Annotated in this window: 22 protein-coding genes; 5 read left to right on the forward strand and 17 right to left on the reverse strand. The window is 71.4% G+C overall.

Going from position 1 to position 26,705, the window contains the following annotated elements:
• The first annotated feature begins 132 nt into the window (after positions 1 to 132).
• The 3 genes from pulA (at position 133) to ACIBL4_RS14045 (ending at position 7,612) form a co-directional block, all read left to right on the forward strand.
• On the forward strand, positions 133 to 5,532 hold the full coding sequence (gene pulA, locus ACIBL4_RS14035; RefSeq protein WP_399409649.1) for a pullulanase-type alpha-1,6-glucosidase: 5,400 nt from the start codon (positions 133 to 135) through the stop codon (positions 5,530 to 5,532).
• A gap of 76 nt (positions 5,533 to 5,608) precedes the next feature.
• Entirely contained in the window at positions 5,609 to 7,225 is a 1,617-nt protein-coding gene (locus ACIBL4_RS14040) for a SpoIIE family protein phosphatase (RefSeq protein WP_399409651.1), read from the forward strand.
• Between the two features lie 30 nt (positions 7,226 to 7,255).
• Positions 7,256 to 7,612 (forward strand): 5-carboxymethyl-2-hydroxymuconate Delta-isomerase, encoded by a 357-nt coding sequence (locus ACIBL4_RS14045; RefSeq protein WP_399409653.1) that lies wholly within the window; start codon positions 7,256 to 7,258, stop codon positions 7,610 to 7,612.
• Between the two features lie 38 nt (positions 7,613 to 7,650).
• Here ACIBL4_RS14045 and ACIBL4_RS14050 read toward each other — a convergent pair whose 3' ends face one another.
• The 3 genes from ACIBL4_RS14050 to ACIBL4_RS14060 form a co-directional block, all read right to left on the reverse strand.
• On the reverse strand, positions 7,651 to 8,340 hold the full coding sequence (locus tag ACIBL4_RS14050) for a TetR/AcrR family transcriptional regulator (RefSeq protein ID WP_399409655.1): 690 nt from the start codon (positions 8,338 to 8,340) through the stop codon (positions 7,651 to 7,653).
• Between the two features lie 94 nt (positions 8,341 to 8,434).
• Entirely contained in the window at positions 8,435 to 10,357 is a 1,923-nt protein-coding gene (locus ACIBL4_RS14055) for a hypothetical protein (RefSeq protein WP_399409657.1), read from the reverse strand.
• 47 nt (positions 10,358 to 10,404) lie between these two features.
• On the reverse strand, positions 10,405 to 10,932 hold the full coding sequence (locus ACIBL4_RS14060) for a tetratricopeptide repeat protein (RefSeq protein WP_399409659.1): 528 nt from the start codon (positions 10,930 to 10,932) through the stop codon (positions 10,405 to 10,407).
• 146 nt (positions 10,933 to 11,078) lie between these two features.
• On the opposite strand from ACIBL4_RS14060, the gene ACIBL4_RS14065 reads away from it, so the two are divergent.
• A complete protein-coding gene (locus ACIBL4_RS14065; RefSeq protein WP_399409661.1) occupies positions 11,079 to 11,528 on the forward strand; it encodes a hypothetical protein in 450 nt (149 codons plus the stop codon).
• 79 nt (positions 11,529 to 11,607) lie between these two features.
• Here the strand turns inward: ACIBL4_RS14065 and ACIBL4_RS14070 are convergent, their stop codons facing one another.
• The 7 genes from ACIBL4_RS14070 to ACIBL4_RS14100 form a co-directional block, all read right to left on the reverse strand.
• The gene (locus ACIBL4_RS14070; RefSeq protein ID WP_399409663.1) at positions 11,608 to 13,170 is read right to left on the reverse strand and encodes a DUF1996 domain-containing protein; all 1,563 of its coding nucleotides are present in this window, start codon (positions 13,168 to 13,170) and stop codon (positions 11,608 to 11,610) included.
• Positions 13,171 to 13,484: 314 nt separating this feature from the next.
• Complete coding sequence (locus ACIBL4_RS14075) at positions 13,485 to 14,486, reverse strand: NAD-dependent epimerase/dehydratase family protein (protein WP_399409665.1); 1,002 nt, start codon at positions 14,484 to 14,486, stop codon at positions 13,485 to 13,487.
• 72 nt (positions 14,487 to 14,558) lie between these two features.
• A complete protein-coding gene (locus ACIBL4_RS14080; RefSeq protein ID WP_399409667.1) occupies positions 14,559 to 15,155 on the reverse strand; it encodes a winged helix-turn-helix domain-containing protein in 597 nt (198 codons plus the stop codon).
• A 331-nt stretch (positions 15,156 to 15,486) separates the two neighbouring features.
• Positions 15,487 to 16,422: a DUF6891 domain-containing protein gene (locus ACIBL4_RS14085; protein WP_399409669.1), complete on the reverse strand. Its 936-nt coding sequence runs from the start codon at positions 16,420 to 16,422 to the stop codon at positions 15,487 to 15,489.
• An 84-nt stretch (positions 16,423 to 16,506) separates the two neighbouring features.
• Entirely contained in the window at positions 16,507 to 17,538 is a 1,032-nt protein-coding gene (gene glnII, locus ACIBL4_RS14090) for a glutamine synthetase (RefSeq protein ID WP_020274437.1), read from the reverse strand.
• 361 nt (positions 17,539 to 17,899) lie between these two features.
• Entirely contained in the window at positions 17,900 to 18,622 is a 723-nt protein-coding gene (locus tag ACIBL4_RS14095; RefSeq protein ID WP_399409671.1) for a hypothetical protein, read from the reverse strand.
• 126 nt (positions 18,623 to 18,748) lie between these two features.
• A complete protein-coding gene (locus ACIBL4_RS14100) occupies positions 18,749 to 19,108 on the reverse strand; it encodes an arsenate reductase family protein (protein ID WP_399409673.1) in 360 nt (119 codons plus the stop codon).
• A gap of 199 nt (positions 19,109 to 19,307) precedes the next feature.
• Between ACIBL4_RS14100 and ACIBL4_RS14105 the strand changes: the two genes are divergently transcribed.
• The gene (locus ACIBL4_RS14105; protein WP_399409675.1) at positions 19,308 to 19,622 is read left to right on the forward strand and encodes a hypothetical protein; all 315 of its coding nucleotides are present in this window, start codon (positions 19,308 to 19,310) and stop codon (positions 19,620 to 19,622) included.
• A 75-nt stretch (positions 19,623 to 19,697) separates the two neighbouring features.
• Here the strand turns inward: ACIBL4_RS14105 and ACIBL4_RS14110 are convergent, their stop codons facing one another.
• The 7 genes from ACIBL4_RS14110 to glnA all read right to left on the reverse strand — a co-directional run bounded on the left by ACIBL4_RS14110 (position 19,698) and on the right by glnA (position 26,501).
• Complete coding sequence (locus ACIBL4_RS14110) at positions 19,698 to 20,894, reverse strand: winged helix DNA-binding domain-containing protein (protein WP_399409677.1); 1,197 nt, start codon at positions 20,892 to 20,894, stop codon at positions 19,698 to 19,700.
• 84 nt (positions 20,895 to 20,978) lie between these two features.
• Positions 20,979 to 22,622, reverse strand: a complete 1,644-nt coding sequence (locus ACIBL4_RS14115; protein WP_399409679.1) for an alpha/beta fold hydrolase — start codon at positions 22,620 to 22,622, stop codon at positions 20,979 to 20,981.
• 54 nt (positions 22,623 to 22,676) lie between these two features.
• On the reverse strand, positions 22,677 to 23,261 hold the full coding sequence (locus tag ACIBL4_RS14120; protein ID WP_399409681.1) for a hypothetical protein: 585 nt from the start codon (positions 23,259 to 23,261) through the stop codon (positions 22,677 to 22,679).
• A gap of 7 nt (positions 23,262 to 23,268) precedes the next feature.
• Positions 23,269 to 24,186, reverse strand: coding sequence for a zinc metalloprotease HtpX (htpX, locus tag ACIBL4_RS14125; protein WP_399409683.1), 918 nt, complete (start codon positions 24,184 to 24,186; stop codon positions 23,269 to 23,271).
• A gap of 97 nt (positions 24,187 to 24,283) precedes the next feature.
• Positions 24,284 to 24,655: a signal peptidase I gene (locus ACIBL4_RS14130; RefSeq protein WP_399409685.1), complete on the reverse strand. Its 372-nt coding sequence runs from the start codon at positions 24,653 to 24,655 to the stop codon at positions 24,284 to 24,286.
• Between the two features lie 35 nt (positions 24,656 to 24,690).
• Positions 24,691 to 24,960: a hypothetical protein gene (locus tag ACIBL4_RS14135; protein ID WP_399409687.1), complete on the reverse strand. Its 270-nt coding sequence runs from the start codon at positions 24,958 to 24,960 to the stop codon at positions 24,691 to 24,693.
• Positions 24,961 to 25,091: 131 nt separating this feature from the next.
• The gene (gene glnA / locus ACIBL4_RS14140; protein ID WP_059413695.1) at positions 25,092 to 26,501 is read right to left on the reverse strand and encodes a type I glutamate--ammonia ligase; all 1,410 of its coding nucleotides are present in this window, start codon (positions 26,499 to 26,501) and stop codon (positions 25,092 to 25,094) included.
• Between the last annotated feature and the right edge of the window lie 204 nt (positions 26,502 to 26,705).

Genomic DNA, 26,705 nt, shown 5'->3' on the forward strand with positions numbered 1-26,705 from the left:
ACTCCCCGTGCCGACAGCACGCGTGAAAGTTCTTACCGATGGTTTCAAGCCTCTTGCTGTAAAGGTTTCGGCGGCGATACGTTTCGCGCGGGGTCGGACCCACAGAGCCGTAATCGCTAGGAGCCCACTTCAGTGATACCGAGATGGCCGGTGCCGTCCAGGCGCCGAACCTCCCGTGCCGGACGGGTCGCCGCGGTCACCGCCACCGCGCTGGCCGCAGCACTCGTCCAGCCTCTCGCCGCCGGGGCGGCCACCCCGCCGGCGCCCCCGTCCGAAGCGAAGCTCGCCGCCGAGCCCGCCCGCCACGACGCCACCCGTGAGCAGTTCTACTTCGTCCTGCCGGACCGTTTCGCGGGCGGCGACCCGCGCAACGACAAGGGCGGGCTGACCGGTTCACGCCTGTCCACCGGCTACGACCCCACCGACAAGGGCTTCTACCAGGGCGGCGACCTCAAGGGTCTGACGAAGAAGCTCGACTACATCAAGGGCCTCGGCACCACCGCCCTGTGGATGGCCCCGATCTTCAAGAACCAGCCCGTGCAGGGCACCGGGACCAACGCCTCCGCCGGCTACCACGGGTACTGGATCACCGACTTCACCCAGGTCGACCCGCACTTCGGCACCAACGAAGAGCTCGAAACCCTCATCGACAAGGCGCACGCCAAGGGTATGAAGGTCTTTTTCGACGTCATCACCAACCACACGGCGGACGTCGTCGACTATGAAGAGAAGTCGTACGACTACCTCTCCAAGGGCGCCTTCCCGTACCTGACGAAGGACGGCGTGCCCTTCGACGACGCCGACTACGCGGACGGGCGGCGGGACTTCCCCCGCGTCGACAGCGGCTCCTTCCCGCGCACGCCGAAGGTGACCAGGAACAACAAGGTCCCGTCCTGGCTCAACGATCCGACGATGTACCACAACCGCGGTGACTCCACCTTCGCCGGTGAGAGCTCCGCGCACGGCGACTTCTCCGGCCTCGACGACCTGTGGACCGAGCGGCCCGAGGTCGTGCGCGGCATGGAGCGGATCTACCAGCGCTGGGTGCGGGACTTCGACGTCGACGGCTTCCGGATCGACACCGTGAAGCACGTCAACACGGAGTTCTGGACGCAGTGGGCCACCGCCCTGGACGCGTACGCCGCCAAGCGGGGCCGCGACGACTTCTTCATGTTCGGCGAGGTCTACTCGGCCGACACGTCCGTCACCGCCCCGTACGTCACCCAGGGCCGCCTCGACGCCACGCTCGACTTCCCCTTCCAGGAGGCGGCCCGGCAGTACGCCTCCCAGGGCGGCAGCGCGCAGAAGCTCGCGAGCGTCTTCGGCGACGACTACAAGTACACGACCGACAAGGCCAACGCGTACGAGCAGGTCACCTTCCTCGGCAACCACGACATGGGCCGGATCGGGTACTTCCTGAAGCAGGACGACCCGAAGGCCACCGACGCCGAGCTGCTGAAGAAGGACCGGCTCGCCAACGAGCTGATGTTCCTCAGCCGCGGCAACCCCGTCGTCTACTACGGCGACGAGCAGGGCTTCACCGGCGCGGGCGGTGACAAGGACGCTCGGCAGAGCATGTTCGCCTCCCGCACCGCCGACTACCTCGACGACGACCTGCTCGGCACCGACCGCACCCACGCCGAGGACGCCTACGACACGAGAGCACCGCTCTATCGGCAGATCAGCGCTCTCGCCGAGCTCCGCAAGGCCCACCCCGCCCTGGCCGACGGTGTCCAGGAGCAGCGCTACGCGGCCGACGGCCCGGGCGTGTACGCCTTCTCCCGCACCGACGCCAAGAGCGGCATCGAGTACGTCGTCGCCGTCAACAACGCCGGCGAGGCCAGGACGGCGACCTTCCCGACCGGTTCGGCCGGCATGACGTTCAAGGGCGTCTACGGCACCGACGACTCCCTGAAGAGCGACGGTGACAGGAAGCTCACCGTCACCGTCCCGCCCGGCTCGGCGATCGTCCTCAAGGCGTCCGGCCGCCTCGCCGCGCCCGCCACCGCTCCGACGATCACCCTGAAGGCCCCGGTGGCCGGCGCGACCGGCACGGTGGAGCTCTCCGCCGACGTCGACGGCGGCCGGCTCAACCGTGTCGTCTTCGCCGCCCAGGTCGGCAACGGCACGTGGCGGACCCTCGGCTCCGCCGACCACGCCCCGTACAAGGTCACCCAGACCATCCCCGACGACGTACCGCCCGGCACGGCCCTGCGCTACAAGGCCGTCGTGGTCGACTCGTCCGGCCGCACCGCGAGCGCCCTGGCCGACTCCACCACCGGCACCCCGCCGGCCGAGCAGCCGCCCAGCGCCTCCTCCCGCGACTACGCGATCGTCCACTACAAGCGCGCCGACGGCGACTACGCCGACTGGGGCCTGTACGCCTGGGGCGACCTCGCCGACGGCGAGGCCACCCAGTGGCCCGACAGCCACCCCTTCACCGGCCGGGACGCCTACGGCGCCTTCGCCTGGGTCAAGCTCAAGCCCGGCGCCTCGAGTGTCGGCTTCCTGGTCATCGACAAGGACGGCGACAAGGACGTCGCCACCGACCGCACGATCGACGTCACCAGGACCGGCGAGGTCTGGATCGAGCAGGGCAAGGAGACCGTCACCACCGAGCGCCCGGACCACCCGGCGCCCGACAGGACCAAGGCCGTCCTGCACTACCACCGCGCCGACGGGAACTACGACGGCTGGGGACTGCACGTGTGGACGGGCGCCGCCCAGCCCACCGAGTGGTCGAAGCCCCTGAAGCCGGTCAAGACTGATACGTATGGTGCGGTCTTCGAGGTACCGCTCAGCGACGGTGCCACCAGCCTCAGCTACATCCTCCACAAGGGCGACGAGAAGGACCTGCCCGCCGACCAGTCGCTCGACCTCAAGACGTACGGCCATGAGGTGTGGCTGTTGAGCGGCCAGGAGAAGTACCTGCTCCCACAGCCGGCGGGCACCTCGGCCGCGCTCGACCTGAGCACGTCCAAGGCGGTCTGGATCGACCGGAACACCCTCGCCTGGAACGGCTCCGAGGCCGCCGCCTCCACCCAGCTGCTGTACAGCCGGGACGGCTCGATCGCGGTGAAGGACGGCGCCCTGACCAGTGACGACGAGAGGTGGCTCCGTCTGTCCAAGAGCACCCTCACCGATGCCCAGAAGGCGAAGTTCCCGCACCTGAAGGAGTACGGCGCCTGGACCGTCGACCCGCGCGACCGCGACCGGGTGCCTGAGGCCCTGCGCGGCCAGGTCGTCGCCACGCAGCGTGCCGTGAACGGGGCCGTGCTCGCCGCGACCGGTGTGCAGATCGCCGGCGTGCTCGACGACCTGTACTCCGGCGCGACGAAGGCCGACCTCGGGCCGGCGTTCTCCGGGAGCCGCCCCACGCTGTCCGTGTGGGCGCCGACCGCGCAGCACGTGGCGCTGGAGATCGGCGACTCCACCGTGCCGATGAAGCGCGACGGCACCACCGGCGTCTGGTCCGTCTCCGGCCCGAAGTCCTGGAAGAACAAGCCCTACCGGTACGTCGTGAAGGTCTGGGCGCCCAGCGCCGGCAAGGTCGTCACCAACAAGGTCACCGACCCCTACGCGGTCGCCCTCACCGCGGACTCCGAGCGCAGTCTCCTGGTCGACCTGGACGACAAGTCCCTCAAGCCCGCCGGCTGGTCGGCATACACCAAGCCCAAGGCCGTACCGCTGCGGGACGCCCAGATCCAGGAGCTGCACATCCGGGACTTCTCCGTCGAGGACCGGACGGCAAAGCACCCGGGCACCTACCTCGCCTTCACCGACAAGGCGAGCGACGGCTCGAAGCACCTGCGCGCGCTGGCGAAGGCCGGCACCTCGTACGTCCACCTCCTGCCCGCCTTCGACATCGCCACCATCCCGGAGCGCAAGGCCGACCAGGCGAGCGTCGGCTGCGACCTGGCCTCCTACCCGGCCGACTCCGACAAGCAGCAGGAGTGCGTCGGGAAGATCGCCGCGAAGGACGCCTACAACTGGGGCTACGACCCGTACCACTACACGGTCCCCGAGGGCTCCTACGCCACCGACCCGGACGGCACGGCCCGCACGGTCGAGTTCCGGAAGATGGTGAAGGCCCTCAACGACGACGGCCTGCGGGTCGTCATGGACGTCGTCTACAACCACACCGCGGCCGCCGGCCAGGAGCGGACCAGCGTCCTCGACCGGATCGTGCCCGGCTACTACCAGCGGCTGCTGGCCGACGGCTCGGTGGCGAACAGCACCTGCTGCGCCAACACCGCCACCGAGAACGCCATGATGGGCAAGCTGGTCGTCGACTCGATCGTCACCTGGGCCAGGCAGTACAAGGTCGACGGCTTCCGCTTCGACCTCATGGGCCACCACCCGAAGGCGAACATCCTGGCCGTACGGAAGGCCCTGGACGAGCTGACCCTCGCCGAGGACGGCGTCGACGGCAAGAAGATCATCCTGTACGGGGAGGGCTGGAACTTCGGCGAGGTCGCCGACGACGCCCGGTTCGTCCAGGCCACCCAGAAGAACATGGCCGGCACCGGCATCGCCACCTTCTCCGACCGGGCCCGTGACGCCGTGCGCGGCGGCGGTCCCTTCGACGAGGACCCCGGCGTGCAGGGCTTCGCGTCCGGCCTCCACACCGAACCCAACTCCTCGGAGCACAACGGCACTCCGGCCGAGCAGAAGGCCCGCCTGCTGCACTACCAGGACCTGATCAAGGTCGGGCTCTCCGGCAACCTCGCCCGCTACCGGTTCACCGACACCAGCGGCAAGGAGGTCAAGGGCTCCGAGGTCGACTACAACGGCTCACCCGCCGGCTACGCGGAAGCCCCCGGCGACGCCCTCGCCTACGCCGACGCGCACGACAACGAGTCCCTCTTCGACGCGCTCGCCTTCAAACTGCCCGCCACGACCAGCGCGTCCGACCGCGCCCGGATGCAGGTCCTGGCCATGGCGACCGCCACCCTGTCCCAGGGCCCGGCCCTCTCCCAGGCGGGCACCGACCTGCTCCGCTCCAAGTCCCTGGACCGCAACTCCTACGACAGCGGCGACTGGTTCAACGCCGTCCACTGGAACTGCGCCGACGGCAACGGCTTCGGCCGCGGACTGCCCATGGCGGCCGACAACGCCGCCAAGTGGCCGTACGCCAAGCCCCTGTTGAGCAAGGTCAGGGTGGGCTGCGAGCAGATCGAGGGCGCCTCGGCGGCCTACCGGGACCTGCTGCGGATCCGCACCACCGAGCGGGACTTCTCCCTCGGCACCGCCGAGCAGGTGCAGTCCCGGCTCTCCTTCCCGCTGTCCGGTAAGGACGAGACACCCGGCGTGATCACCATGCGGCTCGGTGACCTCGTCGTCGTCTTCAACGCCACGCCCGAGCGGCGGGAACAGCGCGTCCCCGCACTCGCCGGGACCGGCTACCGGCTGCACCCCGTGCAGGCGGCGGGGGCGGACTCTATCGTCAAGTCGTCCTCCTACGCGGCGGAATCGGGCACGTTCGCCGTTCCGGGGCGCACGGTCGCCGTCTTCACCCGGGCCGCCGGATAGCCGCACTACGTTGGGTGGGGCGGGCCGCGACCGACGGTCCGCCCCACCCACGTACGCCCCGAGGCGCCAGTCGACGATGGACCGCAACGGCACGCAGCACAGCCCCGGCACCACCGTGCTGGTCGTGGACGACGTCGCGGCCAGCCGGTACGCCATGGGCGCGGTGCTGAGCAGGGCCGGCCACCAGGTCGTGCCCGTCGCCAGCGGCGGTGAGGCGCTCGTCGAACTCGACGTCCGGCTCCGGGACGGCACCCTGCCCGACGTGGCCCTCGTCGACGTGGGCCTGCCGGACATGAGCGGCTTCGAACTGTGCCGCCGGGTCCGGGCCCGGCCGCCCCTGGCCGCGCTGCCCGTCGTGCACTTCTCCGCCGCCGCGACCGCGCCCGGCGACCGGTGCCGCGGCCTGGACGCGGGCGGCGACGCCTATCTGACCGTGCCCGCCGAGCCGCAGGAGATCCAGGCCGTCGTACGGGCCGCCGTGCGCGGGGCGCGCCGCAGCACGGGCGCCGAGACCGCCGTCCACCGTCTGACGCTGCTGTCCGAGGCCATCGTCACCGTGCAGGCCGCCCGCTGCCCGCGGGAACTCGCCGCCGCGGCCGCCGAAGGCGCCGCCCGCCTCACCGCCTCGTCCGCCGTGGTGTTCGTGATCGGCCCGGACGGCGAGCCGTACCGGGGCACGGCCCGCTGCCGTCCCGCGCCCGCGTCCAGCGACGCCCACCAGGCGGCGGCACGGCTGGTCACCCGGCTCGCGGAGGGCCGCACGGGCGTCCACAGCACCATCGTCCCCGCGCCCTTGTGGCCGGCCGGGATGTTCCAGCCGGGCGTCGAGGAGGACGCCCGCCTGACGGTGGCGACCGCGCAGGACGGCCGGACGGCGGTCTGCCTCGCCACACCCGTACGGCGCGCCGCGATCACCGACCCCGCGGCCGACGGGCTGCTCGCCCGCCTCGCCCAGGCCTGTGCCCTGGCCGCCGAGCCGCTGCTGCTGTACCGGGTGGAGCGGCATGTCGCCCTCACCCTCCAGCACAGCTTCCTGCCCCAGCCGCACAAGCTGCCGCACCTGCCCGGCGTCGACATCGTCGTCCGCTACGTGCCCGCCTCCCGGCAGACCGAGATCGGCGGCGACTTCTACGCCGCCCTGCGCACCGGCGACGGCGTGCTCACCGCCGTCGGGGACGTCGTCGGGCACTCGCTGGACGCGGCCACCGTCATGGTCGAGATCCGGCACGCGCTGCGCGCCTACTGCGTGTCCGAGAGCGACCCGGTGATCCTTGCCGAGCGGCTCGACCGGATGCTCCAGCAGTACCACCCGGACATCACGGCCACGGTGTGCCTGGCCCTGCTCGACCCCGGCAGCGGGCGGGTGCGCATCGCCAACGCCGGGCACATCCCACCGCTGATCCTGCGCGACGGCGGCGCCGAGTACGTCGACGCGTGCGGTCCGCTGCTCGGGCTGGGCCTGGAACGGCCCGCGCCGACCGAGCGGCGGCTGAAGCCCACCGACCGCCTCCTCATGGTCACCGACGGCCTCATCGAGACCCGCGGCATCCCCCTGGAGACCTCCCTGGAACAGCTCCGCACGGCCGCCGCGGACGCCCCGGCCGGCCTCGACACCCTCTGCGACGTGCTCCTCGGGTGCTTCGGCGGGGACCCGGAGGACGACATCGCGATGCTGGCCCTGCGGTTAGGGTGAGCCCATCGGCCGCCCAGACCAGGAGTGCTCATGCCGCAGATCACCGTCGACTATTCCGCCGACCTCGCGGACGACTTCGACCGGCCCGGGTTCGCGAAGGCGCTGCACGAGGCCACGGTCGAGATCGCGGCCGCCAAGCCGCCGGCGTGCAAGACCCGGTTCCGCCGGACCGAGGACATCGTGGTCGGCCCCGAGACCGAGGGGCACGCCCATGTGCACGTCCACATCGCGCTGCTCCCCGGCCGCACCGAGGAGACCAAGGCCCGGCTCACCGAGGCCGCCCTGGAGTTGCTGCGCGCCCACCTGAAGGCCGCCGAGGGACGCGCGCTGCACGCCTCCGCCGAGGTGCGCGAACTCGACGCCTCCTACCGGAAGTCCGAGAGCTGAGAAGCCTGAGACCTGAGGAGTCCGGAAGCTGCGCGGTCTCAGGTCGCCAGCGCCAGGAGGCGCCCGGCCAGGGTGGCGAACGGCCCGTCGGCCGGCTCCTCCTGGGCGATGCGGCGCATCAGGGCGCCCATCTCCGCGTCCTGGGCGGCGCTGACCGCGGTGAGCGCGGCGAAGTCGTGGACGAGCTGGACCTCCAGCTCGGCCCGCGGGATGCGCCGGCCGTCCAGCCAGATCAGCGCCGTCGACTCGGCGAGCGAGATCCAGGAACGCACGACGAGTTCCAGCCGCGCGGGCGGATCGGTCACGCCCAGATGCGAAAGGATCTGGACATACGCGGCCTGCCGTACGGAGTCGATGAGCGCGTTGGTCGTCGAGGAGCCGACCGCCGGACCGCCGCGCATCAGGGCGGAGAAACCGGGGCCGTGCTCGTCGACGAAGTCGAAGAAGCGGCGCATCACCCGCAGCAGCCGCGCCCCCAGCGGCCCCTCGTGCGGTTCCACGAAACGGGCCGCGAGATCGTCCGAGGCCCGCTTCAACGCGGCCTCGTACAGGCTGAGTTTGCCGGGGAAGTAGTGGTAGACCAGCGGGCGTGAGATGCCCGCGGCGGACGCTATCTCGTCGATGGAGACCTCGTCGGGCGAGCGGCGGCTGAACAGTTCGAGGGCGACGCCGATCAACTGCTGCCGCCGCTCCTCGACTCCCATTCTGCGGCGAACCCCGGTAGTCATGCGAACACCTTACCGATCGATTCCAGCCTTGAACGGATCGGATCGATCACGGATGTTCACGCGGGTGCCCCGGGCTGGTGCCCGGGGCCGTCGGTCAGTGCAGCCCGCCGATCGCACGCCCGTCCCGCAGGGTGCCCTTCAGCTCGGCCCGCGCCCCCCGCTCGGCCGGCACGGTCAGCAGACTGGTCTGCGACGACCCGGTGACCCCGCCCGTCGCCCGGACGGACGCGGTCGCCCGGCTGCCGGCGGCCAGCAGATACCAGTCGCCCGCCTTCGACTTCCACAGCACTCCGGCCAGCACGTGCGGTTCGCGCGCCCCGCACGCGAGGACGTTCTCGGCCTTCGCCGCCACCGCCCCATGGCTCCCGCCCGGCGTGTGGAACTGGGCCAGCACCCGCGCCCCGCCGCCCCGCCAGGTCTCGGCCCGGGTGCACACCCACGCGGCCGTACCGCTCGCGTCCGGCAGCGGCTGCTCGTTGAACGCCCAGGCGTTGACGCTCCGCACGCCCGCGGAGCGCACCGTCCCCAGCGAGCAGGCGAACGGCTCCCAGGTGCGCAGCGCCTCGGCTCCGGACACCTCGCCCGGGGACCCGGGCCGTCCCGCCGTCAGCCGGGCCGGGACCAGTTCGCCGAGGTCGGTCAGCAACCGCGTCTTCGTACCGTCGGTCAGTTGCAGCACGTTCCACGACGTACACCCGCCGGACCGCAGGGCCGGACTGGCCAGCGGCGCGGTCACACCGTCGGTGAGGGTCAGGTCCATCGCGCCGGAGCCCGGCTTCATCAGGTCCCGCTCACCCGCCTTCACCACCCAAGGGGCGGTCAGATAGCGGACGTTGCCGTCGGCCCGGGTCAGGACCACCGCGCCCGCCTCGGCCCGGCCCGCACCGTCGACCCGGGCGAAGTCGAGGGCGGCGCCCCGCGTGCCCTCCTTCGGCTCGGCGTACCGGGTGATGCGCAGACCGTCGTAGAGGATCACCACGCGCGCCGCGTCGACCGTCCCCGCGTACAGCAGCTGGGGCGGTCCGGCCGGGCCGCCGGACGGGGTGCCGGGCGTCGCGGCGACCCGGACCGTCTCGCCGGGGCGGGCCCAGACGGCCAGGGCGCGGCGCAGCAGGGCCGAGTCGTCGGTGAGATCGCCGCGGGCCGGCCACACCGAGAAGTCGGTGCGCGCCGAGCCGCGCCACGCCGTGGGGGAGACCCGGGTCAGCTTCGCCGGATCCAGGGCGGCCTGGGCGGCCGGATTGCGCGCGTACGGCGGCGCGGCGGGGCCTTCGGGTCCCCAGCCCTCACCGGGCAGACCCAGCAGCGCCCCGCACACCAGCAGGGCCGCCCCGGCGGCCAGCGCGGCCTTCAGGTGCTGGCGGCGCCGCATCAGGTCGGTGGGGCGGGCCTGGAGCGAGCAGGGGTCGAACTCGGGGGAGTCGAGCAGCCCGTACTGCGCCGGAATGCCGCCGGCCTCCAGCAGGGCACCGTCCGCGTCGGCGACACCCGCGGCCGTGAGCACCTTTCGTACGCCGTCGTCCGCCAGCCGTTCCAGGCCGCGCAGCGCGTAGGCGGCCCGGGCCGGTCCGGACAGGGTGGACAGCCGCTGGTCCAGAGCGAGTTCGTCGGCGCCGCCGGAGCGCGGGAACAGTTTCAGGCCCCACACCTGCGGCAGCACCGGCGGCAGCTGGGACCGCTTCGGCCACCCCCTGCGCTTCAGCGGCAGCCCCGCCTCCAGCGCCGTACGCAGCACCTGCAGACGGACCAGCGCGTAGCCCGGGTCGCCGTCACGGCCGGTCGACTGGGCCGGGATCACCGGCGCCGGGGTGCGGTTGCGGGGGAGTGCGCGCTGGGTGAGCGCGTGTGCGGTGAGGACGCGCCTGCTGCGGCCCAGGCCCGGCGGCAGCACCAGATAGGCGAGCCGCACGAGCCGCGAATAGTGCTCGACGAGCGCGGCCTCGGCCTGCTCGACATCGACGACCGGGCCGGCGGGGGAAGGGGGCGCGGGGCGCTGGGCGACATCCTGTGACTGCACGTTCAGCAGAACGAGCGAATCGGGGGATGGTCACCTGACCACGGGGGTCACGCCCCCGGCTGCTCCCCGGGCTCGACGAGCGCCTGGGCGTAGTACGCCGCCGAGCGCTGGTAACGGGCCATATGAGGTGCCAGCGTGCCCAGGGCGAGAGACAGCGCCTCCCGGTCCCTGCCGAGGCTCGACAGGCACAGGGCGAGGAAGTACCGCACGGGGTCGTCCAGCTCGTCGGACGGGGCGTCCAGCTCGGCTTCGAGCAGCTTGACGCCCTCCGCCGCCTGCCCGATGTTCCGCAGCGAACTGGCCAGCTGGATCTTCGTGCGGCGGGCCTTGTAGGGGCTGACGCCGGCGAGGCCGAGGTCCAGCGCCTCCCGGTAGAGCGGGACGGCCTGGTCCGAGTGGCCGGTGGAGTCCCAGGCACAGGCCCGCTCGAACGGCCGGAGCGGGCTGCCCTCCGGCAGCTCGGCGACGAGGGCGTCGACGTCGGCGCGGAAGCGGGCCTCGTCCTCCTCGGTTTCGGCGTAGTCGTCGAACCGGTCCCACAAGGCGGCCACGCGATCTTCCCAGTCCTGGTTCACCGGGAGACCCTCGCACGGACGTGCCCGTGCCGGCACCCGAATTTGAGCGCTGCGCCCGCCACAGCCGTATCGAAGGCGAGAGCCTCTTGCCGGGGCTCCGTGCGGCATGCGTCCGGACCGTGCCGTGACAAGGACCGGAGGAACAGATGAGGGTGACCCGACCGATGCTCGCGCTGAGCGGCGCGGTGGCGATACTGGCGCTGGCCGGCTGCGGATCCGGCGGCAAGGACGAGGCGGCCGTGCCGGAGGCGGTGACCGGCAGCCTGGAGCACATCGCGGCCGAGGCCAAGTGCAAGCCGAACATGCAGACCGACGCCGACGAGATCCGCCAGGCCCTCTGCAAGAAGGGCAAGGAGAAGTACGTCCTCGCCACCTTCGCCACCGACCGCGGGCAGCGCGAGTGGCTGAACGGGGCGAAGGACTACGGCGGTTACTACCTGGTCGGCCGCAAGTGGGTCGCCGTCGGCGAGAAGAAGACGGTCACGGCGCTCCAGGGCACCATCGGCGGGACCATGGAGGAAGGCTCCGAGCACATGAACCCCGGCGGCAGCCACAACAAGGGCGGTCACGACGGCGGCAGCAGCCATCACGGTTGATCGCGCGGGCCGGGCCAAGCGAAAGCCGGCGGTGGGAATTCCCACCGCCGGCTTTCTGCTGCTCTCTACCGGATGAGGACTACTGGCAGTCCTCGCCGTTGTTGATGCACTGGACCATCTCGTTCATCACGTTCTCGTCGAAGAAGTTGATGAAGTCGTTGTGGTCGGTGATCGCCTTGTGCAGCTGCTCCGGGAAGGAGTCCACCGCGAACGGGTTCTGGACCTGCCCGTTCTCGATCTGCGGCGCCGGTACGTCGTAGACCAGACGGACCTGGAGCTGGGGGATCGCCTTGAAGCCGTTCGAGCAGCTGCCGTCCGCCTCCACGAAGTCCACGTGGGTGCGGTGGTTGGCGCTGTCGATGTTCTGGCCGTCCCAGCAGCTCTGGAAGTTGGACGTCCGGACCACGCTGCTGCCCTCGGGGCAGAGCGGGTACTTGTCCGTCACCTGGCGGTCCTCGAAGCCGGTGCAGCTCCAAGAGGTGTTGGCGTTGTTCAGGCCGTTGGTGAAGGACTTGGCGTCACCGGTGATGATGCGCAGGGCCTTCGGCATCGCGACGACGTCGCTGGTGCGGTTGCCGACGAACTTCAGCTGGGCCTCGGCCGGCTCGACGATCTTGCCGACGTTGCCGTCCTGGCCACCGCCGGGCTGACCCGCGTCGATGTCGTCCGAACCGTCCTGGATACGCAGGACCGGCCAGAAGTACGACGACTTGTCGCCCTGGTTCTGGCAGGACGTCTGGGCGTTCGCCAGGTCCTCGTCGCTCGCGAAGGCGTTGTTGCTCTGGTTGCCGACGTAGTCGTGCTGGTGCTGCGCGCCGTTGGAGACGCCGGGCGCCACGATCACGTTGTCCGAGTTGCGGTTCTCGTTCTCGTTGGTGCCGCAGTTCGTGGTGAACGAGCCCGTGGAACCACCGTCGCCGTTCGCGGCGAGACCGTTCGGCAGGTTGCGGGAGTTGGGCTGGACGTCCTCGATGTTGATGAAGTCGTCGGCCACCGGGCCGTTGCCGGCCTGACCGCCGTTGCCGCCCTGACCCTGGTCCTGGCCGTTGTCGCCGCCCTGGTCCTGACCGCCGCCCTGGTCCTGACCGCCGTCCTGGTTCTGACCGCCGTCCTGGTTCTGGTCCTGGCCGTCCTGGTTCTGGCCGTCCCCGGCGTTGCCGTCGTTGGTGTTCGCGTCGGCGACCATGCCCTTGCACTCGGCCAGCTGCTCCAGGTTGCCCGGCGCCTGGCCGCCCACCCGCCGGATGTTGATGCCGATCCGGTCGATGGCCGCGACCCGCTTCGACTTCAGCGGGCCGAGGATGGCGTTGTCGACGAAGCCCGGGTCACCGGCCTGGGCCTGGCGCGTGGAGGCGAGCCGGCTGTAGGCCTCGCTGATCTGCTTGTCGAGGTTCGCCAGCTCCTTGTCCACCCCCTGGCGGGCGCCGTCCGGCACGTCGGTCAGCTTCTGTCCGACGTCCGGGCACTGGATCGTGGCGATCTGTGCGCCCGCGGCTTTCGTCTGGTTCGCCGAGTTCTCCTCATGCGCCGAGGCATAGAAGTTCGCCCAGATCAGCCCGCCCCCACCGAGCGCTAGGGCCGCCGATGCGGCTATGGCCTTGGTGGCCATCGGCGTCCGGCGTTTTCTTGTGTTGCGTCCCATGGAACTCCTCTGACTTCCTTTTTCGGGGGCATCGAGGCGCCCGACAGGAGTGAAGCGGCTCCCTTCCATACGGAGGCCGTCCCGGGGGTGTTCAGATGTCCCGGAAATTGATGCGAGATTCGTGAGGGAGCTGTGTTCTCAACAGCCCCTTCCACACCGGGAGTTGTTGATCCCCGACCGTGGGTGAACAAGCCGGTCCGATATCACCGGCCGTGGTCGAGATAGGCGAGAACCGCCGGCACGCGCCGGTTGTCGCCGTCCGAGACCGCCGAAACACCCGCCCCAGGGGCGGTGCTTCGTACACCTGTCACACCTCAGCCCGTCCCGAGCACCTTCGCCTCCACCTCCGGGTCGAGGCCCGAGCTCGGCCGGTCCGGGCGCTGGGGCGCCACCCCGCCGAGGTCCTGGAGCCACCGCCAGGTGTCGGCCACGGTCTCCTCGACGGGCCGGCAGCTCAGCCCGGCCGCGACCGCCCGTGAGACGTCCCTGCTGTGCAGGGCGTCGTGCAGATCACTGCCCGGCGGCACCCACACCGGCAGCTCGGTCCACGGCTGGATGCCCGCCTTCAGGATCACCTCCGGCTCGGTCCACCGCAGTTCTGCCGCGCCGCCGGTGACCCGTGCGCAGGTGTCCAGCAGCTCGCCCATCGTGGTGTGCCCCGGCGGACTGACCAGGTTGTACGGCCCGCTCAGCTCCCGCTCCGCCGCGTGCAGGACCCACTCGGCCAGGTCACGGACGTCCACGTACTGCAGAGGCAGGCCGCGCGGTCCGGGCGCCAGCATCGGGCCGCCGCGCGCCGTGCGGGCCAGCCACCAGGGCAGCCGGCCGATGTTCTCGTACGGACCGAGGATCAGCCCGGCCCGTACCAGCACCGACCGGTCCTCGCCGAAGGCGTCCAGCACGGCCAGTTCACCACCGCGCTTGTCCTGTGCGTACGCGGTCTGCTCCGCGTCGGCCGAGGCGCCCTCCACCAGCGGCGAGTCCTCGCCGTGCTCGGCGGCCCGGGGCCAGGCGTACACCGAGCAGCTCGACACGTACACGTACCGGCGGGCGCGGCCCCGCAGCAGCCGCGCCGCGTCCCGTACCGCGCGGGGCGCCGCCGACCAGGTGTCGACGACGACGTCCCACTCGCCCGGGTCCTCGGCGAGGGCGGCCAGGCCGCCGGGCACGGTGCGGTCACCGAGCAGCGAGCGCGCACCCGGCGGCGCCTGGTGCCGCCCCCGGTGGAAGACGGTCACCTCCCAGCCCCGGGCCAGGGCCGCCTCCACGACGGCCCGGCCCACGAACTCCGTACCACCCAGCATCAGAAGTCTCATGCGCCGACTCTGCCCGCCGGGGCGGCGGTACGGAACGCCCGTCTGCCCTCAGCAGACGGGCGGGCACCAGGGCTAGCCGCCCACCGGGGGCACGTATTTGTAGCCGACCCGGCGCACCGTGCGGATCGTGTCGCGGTATTCGGCACCCAGCTTGCGGCGCAGGCGCGCGATGTGGACGTCGACCGTACGGCCGTCGCCCACATGTCCGTAGCCCCACACCGTGCCGACCAGCTGGTCACGGGTGTGCACGCGGCCCGGGTGCGCCACCAGGTGGGCCAGCAGCTCGAACTCCAGATACGTGAGGTCGAGCGGGCGCCCGGCCACCTCGGCGGTGCGCTGCACGGTGTCGACGCGGATCGGCGGCTCGCCGCCCGGCGCGGAGGCTGCGGGGCTTTCGGTGCGGGTTGCCTCCGGCCGGTCGGGCGCCGCCGCCGGGAACGGCGGCTGCTGGTCGGCCGGTACGAGCACCAGGTAGCCGATCATCGGCGGCTGCCCCGGCAGCGTGGGCAGGGCGTGCTGGGGCGCCGGCAGCCAGGTGGCACCCGGCGGCAACAGGTCCGCGACGGTCACCACCTCGTCCCGGTCGACGGCACGCAGCCGGTGCCGGGGCCCGGTGGTCGAGGGGGAGTTGAAGGGGGCGGCGGGAGACAGAGGACGAGTGGTCGCCATGAGAGTCAGCTCTTTCGCGCGAGGAGTTCGTCGGAGAGGTCGACGGCCGCGACTCGTGGTCGGGCTCGCCGAGGACGTACGCGGTTCGCGCTGGCCGAAGGCCGGAGGGTGTACGGCTTTAGAGGGCCGGCGCGTTCGTCGCGCGGCAACACACCCGGTCGAAATCGTGGTCCTGACGGGACGGCCAGAAGGGCTCGAGGTCATGGCGACCCGTCGCGGTGTGCTTCTGGTGGCTGGCCATGCGGCCATTGAAGCAGACGGGTGCCGGGTGCCGGGACCCTCCTCTCACAGCTTGGACAGCCGCCGGGCGGGCGCACGGCCCGCCGGCACCTCATCCCGTCAGGCGCTTGCGCCACTCCAGGGGCGCGATGTCGATCGACTTGCCCGGGTCTCCGTCCCACTCCGCGGACAGCCCGGCCGCGACCAGCGCCGCCACCACCTCGTGTCCGACGGCCTTCGTGGTCTCCTCGGAGTCGTCGAACCCGCCGTAGTAGAGCGACAGGCCGTGCCCCTGCGCCGCCGCGCGCGTGCCCTGCTGGTGGAAGAAGACGAACCCGCGCGCACCCGGCTTGCCGTCCGCCTCTGCGCCGATCTCCGACATGCCGCAGCCGCGGCAGCAGGTGAAGTGCTCCCGGGCGACGATGCCGTCGTCATCGAGGGCCGCGAAAGCCCGCTCCAGCCGGTCCGGACCGGTCGGCCCGGCCCACTTCTCCTGCTCCGCCAGCCGCTCCAGCCACAGCCTCTCGACCAGCTCGCGGGCCTGCTCCTGGGAGACGGGAGCGGTCTCCTCGCCGTCGTCCATCAGATACACCGTCTCGCGGATCATCGCCTCGATGCCCAAACAGCCGTCCTGGAGCATGGCGCGGACGTACTCCTCGGCCCGCACGGCCACCTCGGGCGCGAGGGCGGGAGCCTCCTCGGGCAGCCCGAACTCCTCGCGCTCCCAGGCGACTGAGGCGTCCCAGCCGTCCTCCCGCCGCGCCCAGCGCACCATCGCGTCCGCGACCAGGCCCGGGTCGGTCACCTCGGTCACCCACAGGTACGGGACGGTGCCCGTGCGGTGCTGCAGCTCGTACGCCCCGCCCGCGTCGCGCGCCGTCTGGATGAAGACCCTCGGCCGGTCCGGTATCCGCTGCACGACGAGGAAGTGGTCGTCCTCGCCGCCGATCCGCTCCACCAGCTCCCGCAACCGCCGCGCCGAGACCCGCGCGTACGTCTGCCCGCTCTCCGTCATGACCTTGACCGGAAGTCCCCCGTCGATCTCCATGCCCCCACGATGACACGCCCCACCGACAACGCGAGGGGCGCCCACCGCGAACGGTGAGCGCCCCTCAGGAGCCGTGCGGGCGGATCAGACCTGGCCGGCCTTCTCCAGCGCCGAGCAGCAGGTGTCGACGAGCAGCCGGGTCACCACGTACGGGTCGACGTTGGCGTTCGGACGGCGGTCTTCGATGTAGCCCTTGCCGTCCTTCTCGACCTGCCACGGGATACGGACCGAGGCACCGCGGTTGGAGACGCCGTAGGAGTACTCGTTCCACGGGGCGGTCTCGTGCAGACCCGTCAGGCGGTCGTCGATGCCGGCGCCGTAGTTCTTGACGTGGTCGAGCGGCTTGGAGCCCTCGCCGAGCGACTCGGCCGCGGTGATGATCGCGTCGTAGGACTCGCGCATCGCCTTCGTGGAGAAGTTGGTGTGCGCGCCGGCGCCGTTCCAGTCGCCCTTCACCGGCTTGGGGTCCAGCGTCGCGGCGACGTCGAAGTCCTCGGCGGTGCGGTACAGCAGCCAGCGGGCCACCCACAGCTGGTCCGAGACCTCCAGCGGGGCCAGCGGGCCGACCTGGAACTCCCACTGGCCGGGCATGACCTCGGCGTTGATGCCGGAGATGCCCAGGCCCGCCTTCAGGCAGTTGTCCAGGTGCGCCTCGACGACGTCACGGCCGAAGATCTCGTCGGCGCCGACACCGCAGTAGTAGCCGCCCTGCGGGGCCGGGAAGCCGCCCTTGGGGAAGCCGAGCGGGTAGCCGTCCTTGAAGAAGGTGTACTCCTGCTCGATGCCGAAGATCGGCTCCTGCGCCGCGAACTTCTCCTCGACCTCGGCCAGCGCGGCACGCGTGTTGCTGGCGTGCGGGGTCAGGTCGATGTTCAGGACCTCGCACAGCACCAGGATGTCGTCGCCGCCGCGGATCGGGTCCGGGCAGGTGAAGACCGGCTTGAGGACGCAGTCCGAGGCGTGGCCCTCGGCCTGGTTGGTGGAGGACCCGTCGAAGCCCCAGATCGGCAGCGCGTCGAGACCGGCTGGGGAGCCCGCGATGATCTTGGTCTTGGAACGCAGCTTGGCCGTCGGCTCGGTGCCGTCGATCCAGATGTACTCAGCCTTGAAGGTCACGGGCCACATCCTTGGGTGTGTCTGGGCGCGTATCGCGGGTGCTTGCGGCGCTGCGGCACTGGGGCGCCGCTCAATGCCCGGCAGCCTGTCAACAGGCGATTTCCCGGCCATTGCTCGAATGTGAACCCCGTGTTACCTGGTGCCGCTGTGCCGCACCTCACGGTGTGAGGGGCGTTTGGCCGCGGGGGAGGAGCAGGTCACCGGCTTCCCTCCGTCAAGCCGGTGACCGGCGCCGTGTGGCCGACAGCGCGCCGGTCCTGCCGCTCCTGGCCGGGAGCGGCAGGACCGCTGACACGTACGAGGAGGCGGCCGAGGGGGTGGCCGCCGCCTCAGTGACTCACTCGACCTCGCTCGTACGGCGTCACCCCACCTTCTCGATCACGGCCCGGCGGATCAGGAACTTGCCGGGCTCACGGACCTGTTCGAACGCCGCGTTGTTGAGCAGCACACAGCTGCCGGAGACCGAAGTGACCTCCACCGTCGTGGACTTGTCGTTGTCCAGGTTGGTGACCTTCAGCTTCGTGCCGGCCGGGAACTGGTTGCTGGACGCGGCAGGCGCACCGTCCTCGCCGGAGAGCGTGACGGTGGAGCCGTTGCACACCTGCTGCCCCGAGGCTGCGGCGCCACCGCCCGGGTTCTCCGCGGGGGCGGACTGCGCGGGCTGCGAGGGCTGGGCGCCTCCGGCCTGCTGACCGCCCTGCTGACCGCCCTGCTGACCGCCCTGCTGACCGCCCTGCGCGGGCTGCGACGGCTGCGCGGCCTGGGAGTCCTGAGCCGACTCCCCAACCGCGCACCCCGACGCCTCCTGCTTCCGCTTGATCTCCTCGATGACCGCCTGGCGGTTGGCGATCCGGGCTTCCGACTGGGCGTCGGGGTTGGCCCGCTGGCCGGCGATGAACCGCTCGTTGTTGCCGAGGGCGGTGGCGAGTCCCAGACAGGCCGTCGACTCCGCCGCCGACTTGGGGGCCGGCGGCGTGGCGTTCGACGTGCTCGCCATGACGAAGGCCCCGCCTCCCGCCACGGTCGCCGCGCTCACCAGCAGCGCGATCTTCTTCTTCGTGCCGAGCGTTCTCCTACGCGACATGCGCGCCTCCTGAAGAGATAGGGGAGCGTACGCCGCTATGTACGAGATACCGAACGAGGTTACTCAGCGGTTACAGGAGTCACTGAAGTAACCTCCGTCACACAAGAAGGAGATCTCCCGGGGTCTCTAACGGGACAGGGCGTCCCGTACGGCCTCGTCGGTGCGCGCGACCACCGCCGTACCGTCGTCCGCCGTGATGATCGGCCGCTGGATCAGCTTGGGATGCTCGGCGAGGGCCTTGATCCACCGGTCCCGCGAACTAGCGTCCCTGGCCCACTCCTTGACGCCGAGTTCCCTGGCGGCGGCCTCCTGGGTGCGGGTGATGTCCCAGGGCTCCAGACCGAGCCGGTCCAGCACGGCCCGGATCTCGTCCTCGCTCGGCACGTCCTCCAGGTAGCGGCGGACGGTGTAGTCGGCGCCCTCCGCGTCGAGCAGCTTCACGGCGCTGCGGCACTTCGAACAGGCCGGGTTGATCCAGATCTCCATGGGGCTACGGTACGCCTCCGTGACGCCGGTGAGCGGGGCCTGAACCCCGTTCTCCACTCGTGTCACCGTACCCCCGAAAGCCCTTGTGGCCAGGGCCTTTTGTCAGTGGCGGGCAGTAGAATAGAAGCAGTGTTCGAGGGTGGCGCCGGGATCGCCGAGGACTCCGGAGTGCCGCCCTCACCGCGACAGGAGGATGCCTGTGCCCGCTGCCGCACTCAAGCCGAAGCCGCTGCCCACCCAGTCCACCGCGAAGCGCCCCGTCCTGCTCGACCTGCCGTACGTGCCCGTGGAGAAGCGGCCGCTGCCACCGGGCCGGCCGCGCGAGTGGTACGTCGCGCACAACCGTCGCCTCAAGGCGATGCGCCTCGCCATCGCCCTGCTCGACTCCGGGGTCTACATGCCGAACCAGGCCCGCAACGAGACGATCCGCGACACGGCGGAAATGATCGGCGTCCACCCGCCGTCGGACACGACGTGCCACATGGTGAGGGCGTTCATGCGGTACTCACGATGAGCTGACCAGGAGCGCCGGGTGCCCGTCCTTCAGGGCACCCGGCGTCGCAGATCTCCCGCAGTCAGCCCCGAGTCCTCAGGTGTCCTGGCCCGCCGCCAGCTCCTTCTCCAGCGGCGTGCGGAAGCGCGGCGTGATCCTCGTCGTCCCCACCCACCCGCTCAGCCGCTCCGCTTCCTTCTCGATCGCCGCGAGCGCCTCCCGGCCCACCCCCTCCTCGTCGAGGATTCGCCAGACGATCTCCCCGTCGGGCCGCTGGGCCCACCCGCCGACCACGCGTCCGTTCCACCACACCGTCGGCCCGACGTTCCCGCTGCGGTCGAACAGCCGGGGCCGCAGCTCCGGCGCGAGATACCAGTCGCGCTGCTGCCACCCCATCGCCGTCGGGTCGAGGGCGGGCAGCAGCGCAGCCCAGGGCTCGCCGGGCGCGGCCACCTCGTCGACGTCGCCGTCGGTCACCCATCCCGTGCCCTCGTCCAGCGACACCGGCCGCGCTCCGATCGCGGCCAGTGCCGCACGGACCTCCGTCACGCGCCACCCCGTCCACCACTTCAGATCGGCCTCGGTCGCCGGACCGCACGCGGCGAGCCACCGTCCCAGCAACTCCGCCTGAGCCTGCGCCGGGTCCAGTTCGGGATGCTCGGGCGCGACGGCCCAGCGGAACTGACTGGACGTCCAGGAGCCGAGCGGCCGCCCGCGTACGACCTTCCCCTCGACGCCCAGCACCCTCAGCAACCGGGTCGAGACCGTGTGCACCCCCTCGTAGCGCTTCCCGGCCGCGTACACGAACTGCTCCCGCAGCCGCGGCTCGTCCTCGGCGAGTTCGGCGGCCGTGGCCTGCCCGCGCCGGGCGAGCGCCGCCAGCGCCGACTCCTCGACCTCCGTCAGCCAGGCCGCGTCCGGCGCCCCGGCCGCCGCCATGTCCCTGAGCAGCGCGGCCCGCTCCCGGGCGGCGACCGCCAGGCCGGTCGAGGCGTGCACGACGGCGGTCAGGGCCGTGGGGAACACGAACACCGTGTGCCGCATGCCGTGCATCCGCACCAGGGAACGGTCGTCGTACAGGGCGCGCCCGGTCTCCGCCACCGTCTTCGCGGGATCCGCGAGCCGCGCGCCCACGGCCAGGTACACCGCCGCCGGGTCCGTGCCGTGCAGGGCGACGAGCGAACCGGCCACCTCCTCGGGAGCCCCCGCCCGCGCCCGCCCGGCCAGCCGCTGCCGCAACGCGAGCCGGGCCCGCCGCTCCGCCACCCCGATGTACCGCTGCGCCCCGCCCATACCGGCCTCCACTCGTTGTGCCCTTCCGACTCCCACTGCAAATCTTCGCGAACGCCACTGACAATCGACCGTCGGCGGCTCGGCTCAGGCGTACCGCTCCAGCAGCCCCGCCACATACGCCTCCAGCCGCCCGCCCAGCACCTGGGGCGTCAGATCCGCCCGGCCCAGCTCCCGCCACGGGCCCGCCAGCTTCGCCGCGTCGGGGGCGTAGGCCAGGGCGTCGAGCAGCCGCCAGTACAGGTGGTCCGGGCCGTCGCCCTGCCGGCGGCCGCCGTGGGCCTGGTAGCGCTCCCGGAAACCGAGGCCGCAGTCCGGGCCGTGCAGCAGCGCGAGGGCGGTAGAGCAGTGGGCGACGTCCAGGTCGGCGGGGCCCCACGAGGTCTCCACCCAGTCGACGACACCGCTGATCCGCAGGCCGGCCCCCGAGCCGGTGAACAGCACGTTCCCCGGGTGGAAGTCGCGGTGCAGAAAGCAGCCCTCGTACGGCGGCGGGTCGCGGCGGATCACGTCCACCGCTCGTTCCCACGTCGCACCCTCCGGCGCGTCCACCCGCTCCGGGGACGTCCACGCCTGGTACAGCCGCGGGCGCTCCTCGGGAACGATCCGGTGGATCTGGGCCAGCTGGGCCGCCAGCAGGTCCACCCGCCGGTCCAGGTCGTCCTCCTCGTCCACCCGGACCCTGCCCGGCAGCGCCGACATCAGCAGCGACGGATGGTCGCAGTGCTCGCCGGTCGCGTCCACGCCGATCAGCTCGGGCGCCGGCACGCCCGCCTGTCCGGCCAGCAGCGTGAGGACCTCCGCCTCGCGGGCCAGCAGCCCGGGCGCGTGCCGCCGGAAGAAGGGCTTCACGAAGGTCCGCAGCGCCAGCTCGGTGCCGTCGTCGAGGGTGAGCCGCCTCATCTGGGCGCTCCAAGCACCGCTCAGAAAAGCCGACTTGTCGACTGTTCGGCCCTCCGGCAGTTGCTTGGCCACCCACGCGCGCGTGGCCGTCCAGCCCTGCTCGCCCAGCCCGGCCAGGACAGCCGTGACGAACTCCCGCACGTCGCCCGGGTGGTCGCGGAACCACCGGCCCAACCGGTGCTCCGCCTCCGGGAGTTCCCAGTGGGTGAACTGGGCGCGCCGGGCCAGTGCCTCCGAGACGGCGTCCGTCACGGCGGGCGGGATGACCTCGTCCGTGCCCGGCACCGCCAGAACCGCCCGCCCCTCGTACCCGCGCAGGACGTCGAGCGCGGGTGACTCCCGCCAGCTTCCGGGCCGCCGGATGATCTCGCTGAACCGGCCGTTCCCCGCGCCGAACGGCACGTCCCACGCCTCAGCCGCGTACACCGCCGGCGCGCACAGTCCCAGTGCGTCCACCCGGTCCCCGTAGTGCCGGACGAGATCGGCCACCGTCTGGCCGCTCATGCTGAAGCCGACCAGGACCAGCGGCCCGTCCACGCGCGCGTGCGCGTCGATGACGGACACGGCCTGCTCGAAGCGGCGGCGCAGGCTCAGCTCGGTGAGCAGGCCGGTGCTCTCGCCGTGCCCGGAGAAGTCGAAGGCGAGGGCGTGGCAGCCGTGCGCGGCGAACTCCTCCACCAGGGGCACCAGCGGCTCCTTGCTTCCGTTGCCCGCGCCGTGCAGGAGTACGGCGGTCGCCCTCGTCGGTCCGCCCGGGCCGGTGTCGCAGGACAGCCCGGTGAGACGTTCGCCGTCGACGGTGTGCGTGAAGGGGATCAGCTCACTCATGCGGCCATTCACTCATGCGCCTGGGCCGCGTGACGGGCGGTCACACCGGGACGATCACAGACCCGGCGCGCCCCACACCGGGAACCAGCGGTTCAGGTCCTGCTCGATCGGCAGGTCCTCGGCGAGCGCCGCCCGTACCTGGAGTTCCAGCGCGTTGTCACGCCGCTGGGCTTCTCCCGGCAGGGGAGCGAACGGGTAGAAGGTGCCGCGCTTGTAGAGGTAGACCAGCCCCAGCGGCCGGCCCGACCGGTCCCGGAACCCGGCCAGGGAGCACAGGAGTTGGGGGCCGAACCCGTTGACCTCCATCTGGCTGTTCACGGCGTGCAGGTCCGTCACGAGCGGGGCCAGCTGGTCGGGGGCGCGGTGCGAGACCAGCCAGGAGTAGCCGTAGTCGTCCTGCCGCAGTTCCACCGGGGGGCCGTCGCGGTCGGTGTCCGCGTCCAGCAGCGCCTGCACCTCGCGGTGGGTCTGCTCGAAGGCGGCGCCCTCGACCGTGGCGAAGCACACCGCGCCCTGCCCGGTCGGGGTGAAGCCCGCCGCGGCCTCCAGCGTCACGGCCGCCGACGGCAGCGCGAAGAGCCGGTCGAGATCCGGCGCGACCGGCTTCGTGCGGCCGAGCAGAATGTCCAGCAGCCCCATGCCCCGCTCACACCCCTCCGGGCGCCGCCGCCTCGCCCAGCTCGGCGGAGATCCGGCCCAGCTGGTCGAGCCGCTGCTCCAGGCTCGGGTGCGTCGAGAAGAGCCGCGCGACACCGGGCTCGCGGCCCAGCGCCGGCGTGAAGTAGAAGGCGTTGAAGGCCTGGGCCGTGCGCAGGTCCTTCGTCGGGATGCGGGCGATGTCCCCCGACACCTTGGTGAGGGCCGAGGCCAGTGCCGAGGGCCGGCCGGTGAGCAGCGCCGCGGCGCGGTCCGCGGCCAGCTCCCGGTACCGGGACAGGGACCGGATCAGCAGGAAGCTCAGCGCGTACACGGCCGCCGACACGCCCATCACCGCGGCGAAGACCACCGCCGTGTTCTGGTCCCGCCGGCCCCCGCCGAACAGCTGCGAGTAGAAGGCGAACCGTACGATCAGCCCGGCGAGCACACCGAGGAACGAGGCGACCGTGATCACGGCGACGTCCTTGTGCGCCACGTGCGACAGCTCGTGCGCGAGGACGCCCTCCAGTTCGGCCGGCTCCAGGCGCCTGAGCAGCCCGGTCGTCACACAGACCACCGCGTGGTCGGGATTCCGCCCCGTCGCGAACGCGTTGGGCATGTCCATATCGGACACGGCCACCACCGGCTTGGGCATGTCCGCGATGGCGCACAGCCGGTCCACCACACCGTGCAGCTCGGGAAACTCCTCCCGCTCCACGACCCGCCCGCGCATCGCGAACAGCGCGACCCGGTCCGAGAACCAGTACTGCGCCCCGAGCACCGCCGCCGCGACCACCACGACCAGCACCCACGACTTCAGCAGCACGATCAACGCCGCGACGAACCCCACGTACACCAATCCGAGCAGGAACAGCGTGATCCCCATACGGGTGGTCAACCGCCGGTCGCTCCGGAAACGGCTGTGCATCTGCATCACCCCGCAGTCAGGCACTCGTCCCACTGCCAGTGTGCACCTGCCCCCGCCCATGAACGGGTCGCGATCACCCCCAGGCCCGGCAAAGGCGTCAGCCGCCCGCGGCCACCGCGTACCCGGGCACGGACGGCCACCGAACCGTCAGCACCACCGACTCCTCCTCGGCGAACCAGGAGTGATCGACCCCGCGCCCCCACACGACGTAGTCGCCCTGCCGCTCCAGCAGGACACTGCGACCGGGAAGCTCCACCCGGAAGCGCCCGCTGACGAGAACCAGCAGCGCGGTCCGCTCCTCGCCCCGCACCCACTGCGCCCGCTCGTCGCGGGCCGGATGGACACCCCACTTGATCTCGACGGCCTCGCTGTGCCGCGGATCGCCCACGTCCTTGAAGTGCCCGAGGAGCCACCCCCGGTCCAGCGCCGCGTCCTTGCCCGCGTTACCCACGTACACACCGTCATCCACGCGGCCGGACGCTAGCACCCGCCTCGACGGGCCCCTTAGGGCGCCCGGAAGTTGAGGTACCCGAGCAGCACGATCACCGCGGCCACGCAGCCGAGCACCACGGCCGTCGACACCCACGACGAGCGGGACCCACGGCCGGACGACCTGTGGTCGGGCTCGGGGCGGAAGGGCACGGGCCCGGGCGGGTTGTGCTTCCAGCGCGCGGCGAGCATACGGGCCCGCGCCGAGGGCTCCTTGTGCTCGGCACTGTCCGCCCATCTGAGGTCGAACTCGCGCTCCTGGCCGTCCTGTTCGTGCTCGGGCATCTCCTGCTCCACCCCCGTGAGGTCCTGGCAGCAGAATAGAACACACGACCGCGCCCCCGCTGCCCGTAGGGGCGGCGGAGGCGCGGTCGTGATGCCTCGATCAGACGCCGATCACACGGATCGGGCGTCGATCACACGTCGAAGTAGAGCTCGAACTCGTGCGGGTGCGGACGCAGCTGCAGCGGCGCGATCTCGTTCGTGCGCTTGTAGTCGATCCACGTCTCGATCAGGTCCGGCGTGAACACGTCGCCCTGGAGGAGGAACTCGTGGTCGGCCTCGAGGGAGTCGAGGACGGCCGGGAGCGAGGTCGGGACCTGCGGGACGCCCGCGTGCTCCTCGGGGGCGAGCTCGTAGAGGTCCTTGTCGATCGGCTCGGCCGGCTCGATCTTGTTCTTGATGCCGTCCAGGCCCGCGAGCAGCAGCGCGGAGAACGCCAGGTACGGGTTGCCGGAGGAGTCGGGCGCGCGGAACTCGACGCGCTTGGCCTTCGGGTTCGAGCCCGTGATCGGGATACGCATGGCCGCGGAGCGGTTGCGCTGCGAGTAGACCAGGTTCACCGGCGCCTCGAAGCCCGGGACCAGACGGTGGTACGAGTTCACCGTCGGGTTGGTGAAGGCCAGCAGCGACGGGGCGTGCTTGAGGATGCCGCCGATGTAGTAGCGGGCGGTGTCCGACAGGCCCGCGTAACCGGCCTCGTCGTAGAAGAGCGGGGAGCCGCCCGACCACAGGGACTGGTGGACGTGCATGCCCGAGCCGTTGTCACCGAAGATCGGCTTCGGCATGAAGGTCGCGGTCTTGCCGTTCTTCCACGCCACGTTCTTCACGATGTACTTGAAGAGCTGGAGGTCGTCGGCGGCGGCGAGCAGCGTGTTGAACTTGTAGTTGATCTCGGCCTGGCCGGCGGTGCCCACCTCGTGGTGCTGGCGCTCGACCTGCAGGCCGGCGCGGTTCAGCTCCAGGGAGATCTCGGCGCGCAGGTCGGCGAAGTGGTCGACCGGCGGGACCGGGAAGTAGCCGCCCTTGTAGCGGACCTTGTAACCACGGTTGTCCTCGAGGGCACCGGTGTTCCAGGCGCCGGCCTCGGAGTCGATGTGGTAGAAGGACTCGTTCGCGGTGGTCGCGAAGCGGACGGAGTCGAAGACGTAGAACTCGGCCTCGGGACCGAAATACGCCGTGTCGGCGATCCCGGTGGAGGCGAGGTAGGCCTCGGCCTTCTTCGCCACGTTGCGCGGGTCACGGGAGTACTGCTCACCCGTGATCGGGTCGTGGATGAAGAAGTTGATGTTCAGCGTCTTGTCACGGCGGAACGGGTCGACCCGGGCGGTCGACAGGTCCGCGCGCAGCGCCATGTCGGACTCGTGGATGGCCTGGAAACCGCGGATGGACGAGCCGTCGAAGGCCAGCTCCTCGTCCGCGTCGAACGCCTCAGCAGGCACCGTGAAGTGCTGCATCACGCCCGGCAGGTCGCAGAAGCGGACGTCGATGAACTTGACGTCCTCGTCCGCGATGAACTTCTTGGCCTCGTCGGCGTTCTGGAACATCCAGCTCCTCCTACTCCCGACCGTCCCGCCGGGGTGGTAGTTCGTTCGTGCGGCCAGTGCGGGTGGCACACGCTGACCTCGACCCTAGGGACGGGTGGTTTCTCGGGCGTGACTCATTTGTTTCGCACAAGTTAACCGGCTCGGCTTCCACCGTAGCCCCGACGCACCCCGCCGTGCCCTGGTCATTTCCGGGCGCAGTACCGT

It is taken from the genome of Streptomyces sp. NPDC050416 (genome assembly GCF_044458845.1).
Classification (GTDB): domain Bacteria; phylum Actinomycetota; class Actinomycetes; order Streptomycetales; family Streptomycetaceae; genus Streptomyces.

Bases quoted from the DNA above. Each gene is read 5' to 3' on its own strand.
- ACIBL4_RS14100 (WP_399409673.1), bottom strand. From the start codon at position 19,108: ATGGAGATCTGGATCAACCCGGCCTGTTCGAAGTGCCGCAGCGCCGTG.
- ACIBL4_RS14040 (WP_399409651.1), top strand. From the start codon at position 5,609: ATGGACCGCAACGGCACGCAGCACAGCCCCGGCACCACCGTGCTGGTC.
- ACIBL4_RS14135 (WP_399409687.1), bottom strand. From the start codon at position 24,960: ATGCCCGAGCACGAACAGGACGGCCAGGAGCGCGAGTTCGACCTCAGA.
- ACIBL4_RS14085 (WP_399409669.1), bottom strand. From the start codon at position 16,422: ATGGAGATCGACGGGGGACTTCCGGTCAAGGTCATGACGGAGAGCGGG.
- ACIBL4_RS14065 (WP_399409661.1), top strand. From the start codon at position 11,079: ATGAGGGTGACCCGACCGATGCTCGCGCTGAGCGGCGCGGTGGCGATA.
- htpX (WP_399409683.1), bottom strand. From the start codon at position 24,186: ATGCACAGCCGTTTCCGGAGCGACCGGCGGTTGACCACCCGTATGGGG.
- ACIBL4_RS14115 (WP_399409679.1), bottom strand. From the start codon at position 22,622: ATGAGTGAGCTGATCCCCTTCACGCACACCGTCGACGGCGAACGTCTC.
- ACIBL4_RS14070 (WP_399409663.1), bottom strand. From the start codon at position 13,170: ATGGGACGCAACACAAGAAAACGCCGGACGCCGATGGCCACCAAGGCC.
- ACIBL4_RS14045 (WP_399409653.1), top strand. From the start codon at position 7,256: ATGCCGCAGATCACCGTCGACTATTCCGCCGACCTCGCGGACGACTTC.
- ACIBL4_RS14050 (WP_399409655.1), bottom strand. From the start codon at position 8,340: ATGACTACCGGGGTTCGCCGCAGAATGGGAGTCGAGGAGCGGCGGCAG.
- ACIBL4_RS14095 (WP_399409671.1), bottom strand. From the start codon at position 18,622: ATGTCGCGTAGGAGAACGCTCGGCACGAAGAAGAAGATCGCGCTGCTG.
- ACIBL4_RS14110 (WP_399409677.1), bottom strand. From the start codon at position 20,894: ATGGGCGGGGCGCAGCGGTACATCGGGGTGGCGGAGCGGCGGGCCCGG.
- glnA (WP_059413695.1), bottom strand. From the start codon at position 26,501: ATGTTCCAGAACGCCGACGAGGCCAAGAAGTTCATCGCGGACGAGGAC.
- ACIBL4_RS14080 (WP_399409667.1), bottom strand. From the start codon at position 15,155: ATGGCGACCACTCGTCCTCTGTCTCCCGCCGCCCCCTTCAACTCCCCC.
- ACIBL4_RS14075 (WP_399409665.1), bottom strand. From the start codon at position 14,486: ATGAGACTTCTGATGCTGGGTGGTACGGAGTTCGTGGGCCGGGCCGTC.
- ACIBL4_RS14120 (WP_399409681.1), bottom strand. From the start codon at position 23,261: ATGGGGCTGCTGGACATTCTGCTCGGCCGCACGAAGCCGGTCGCGCCG.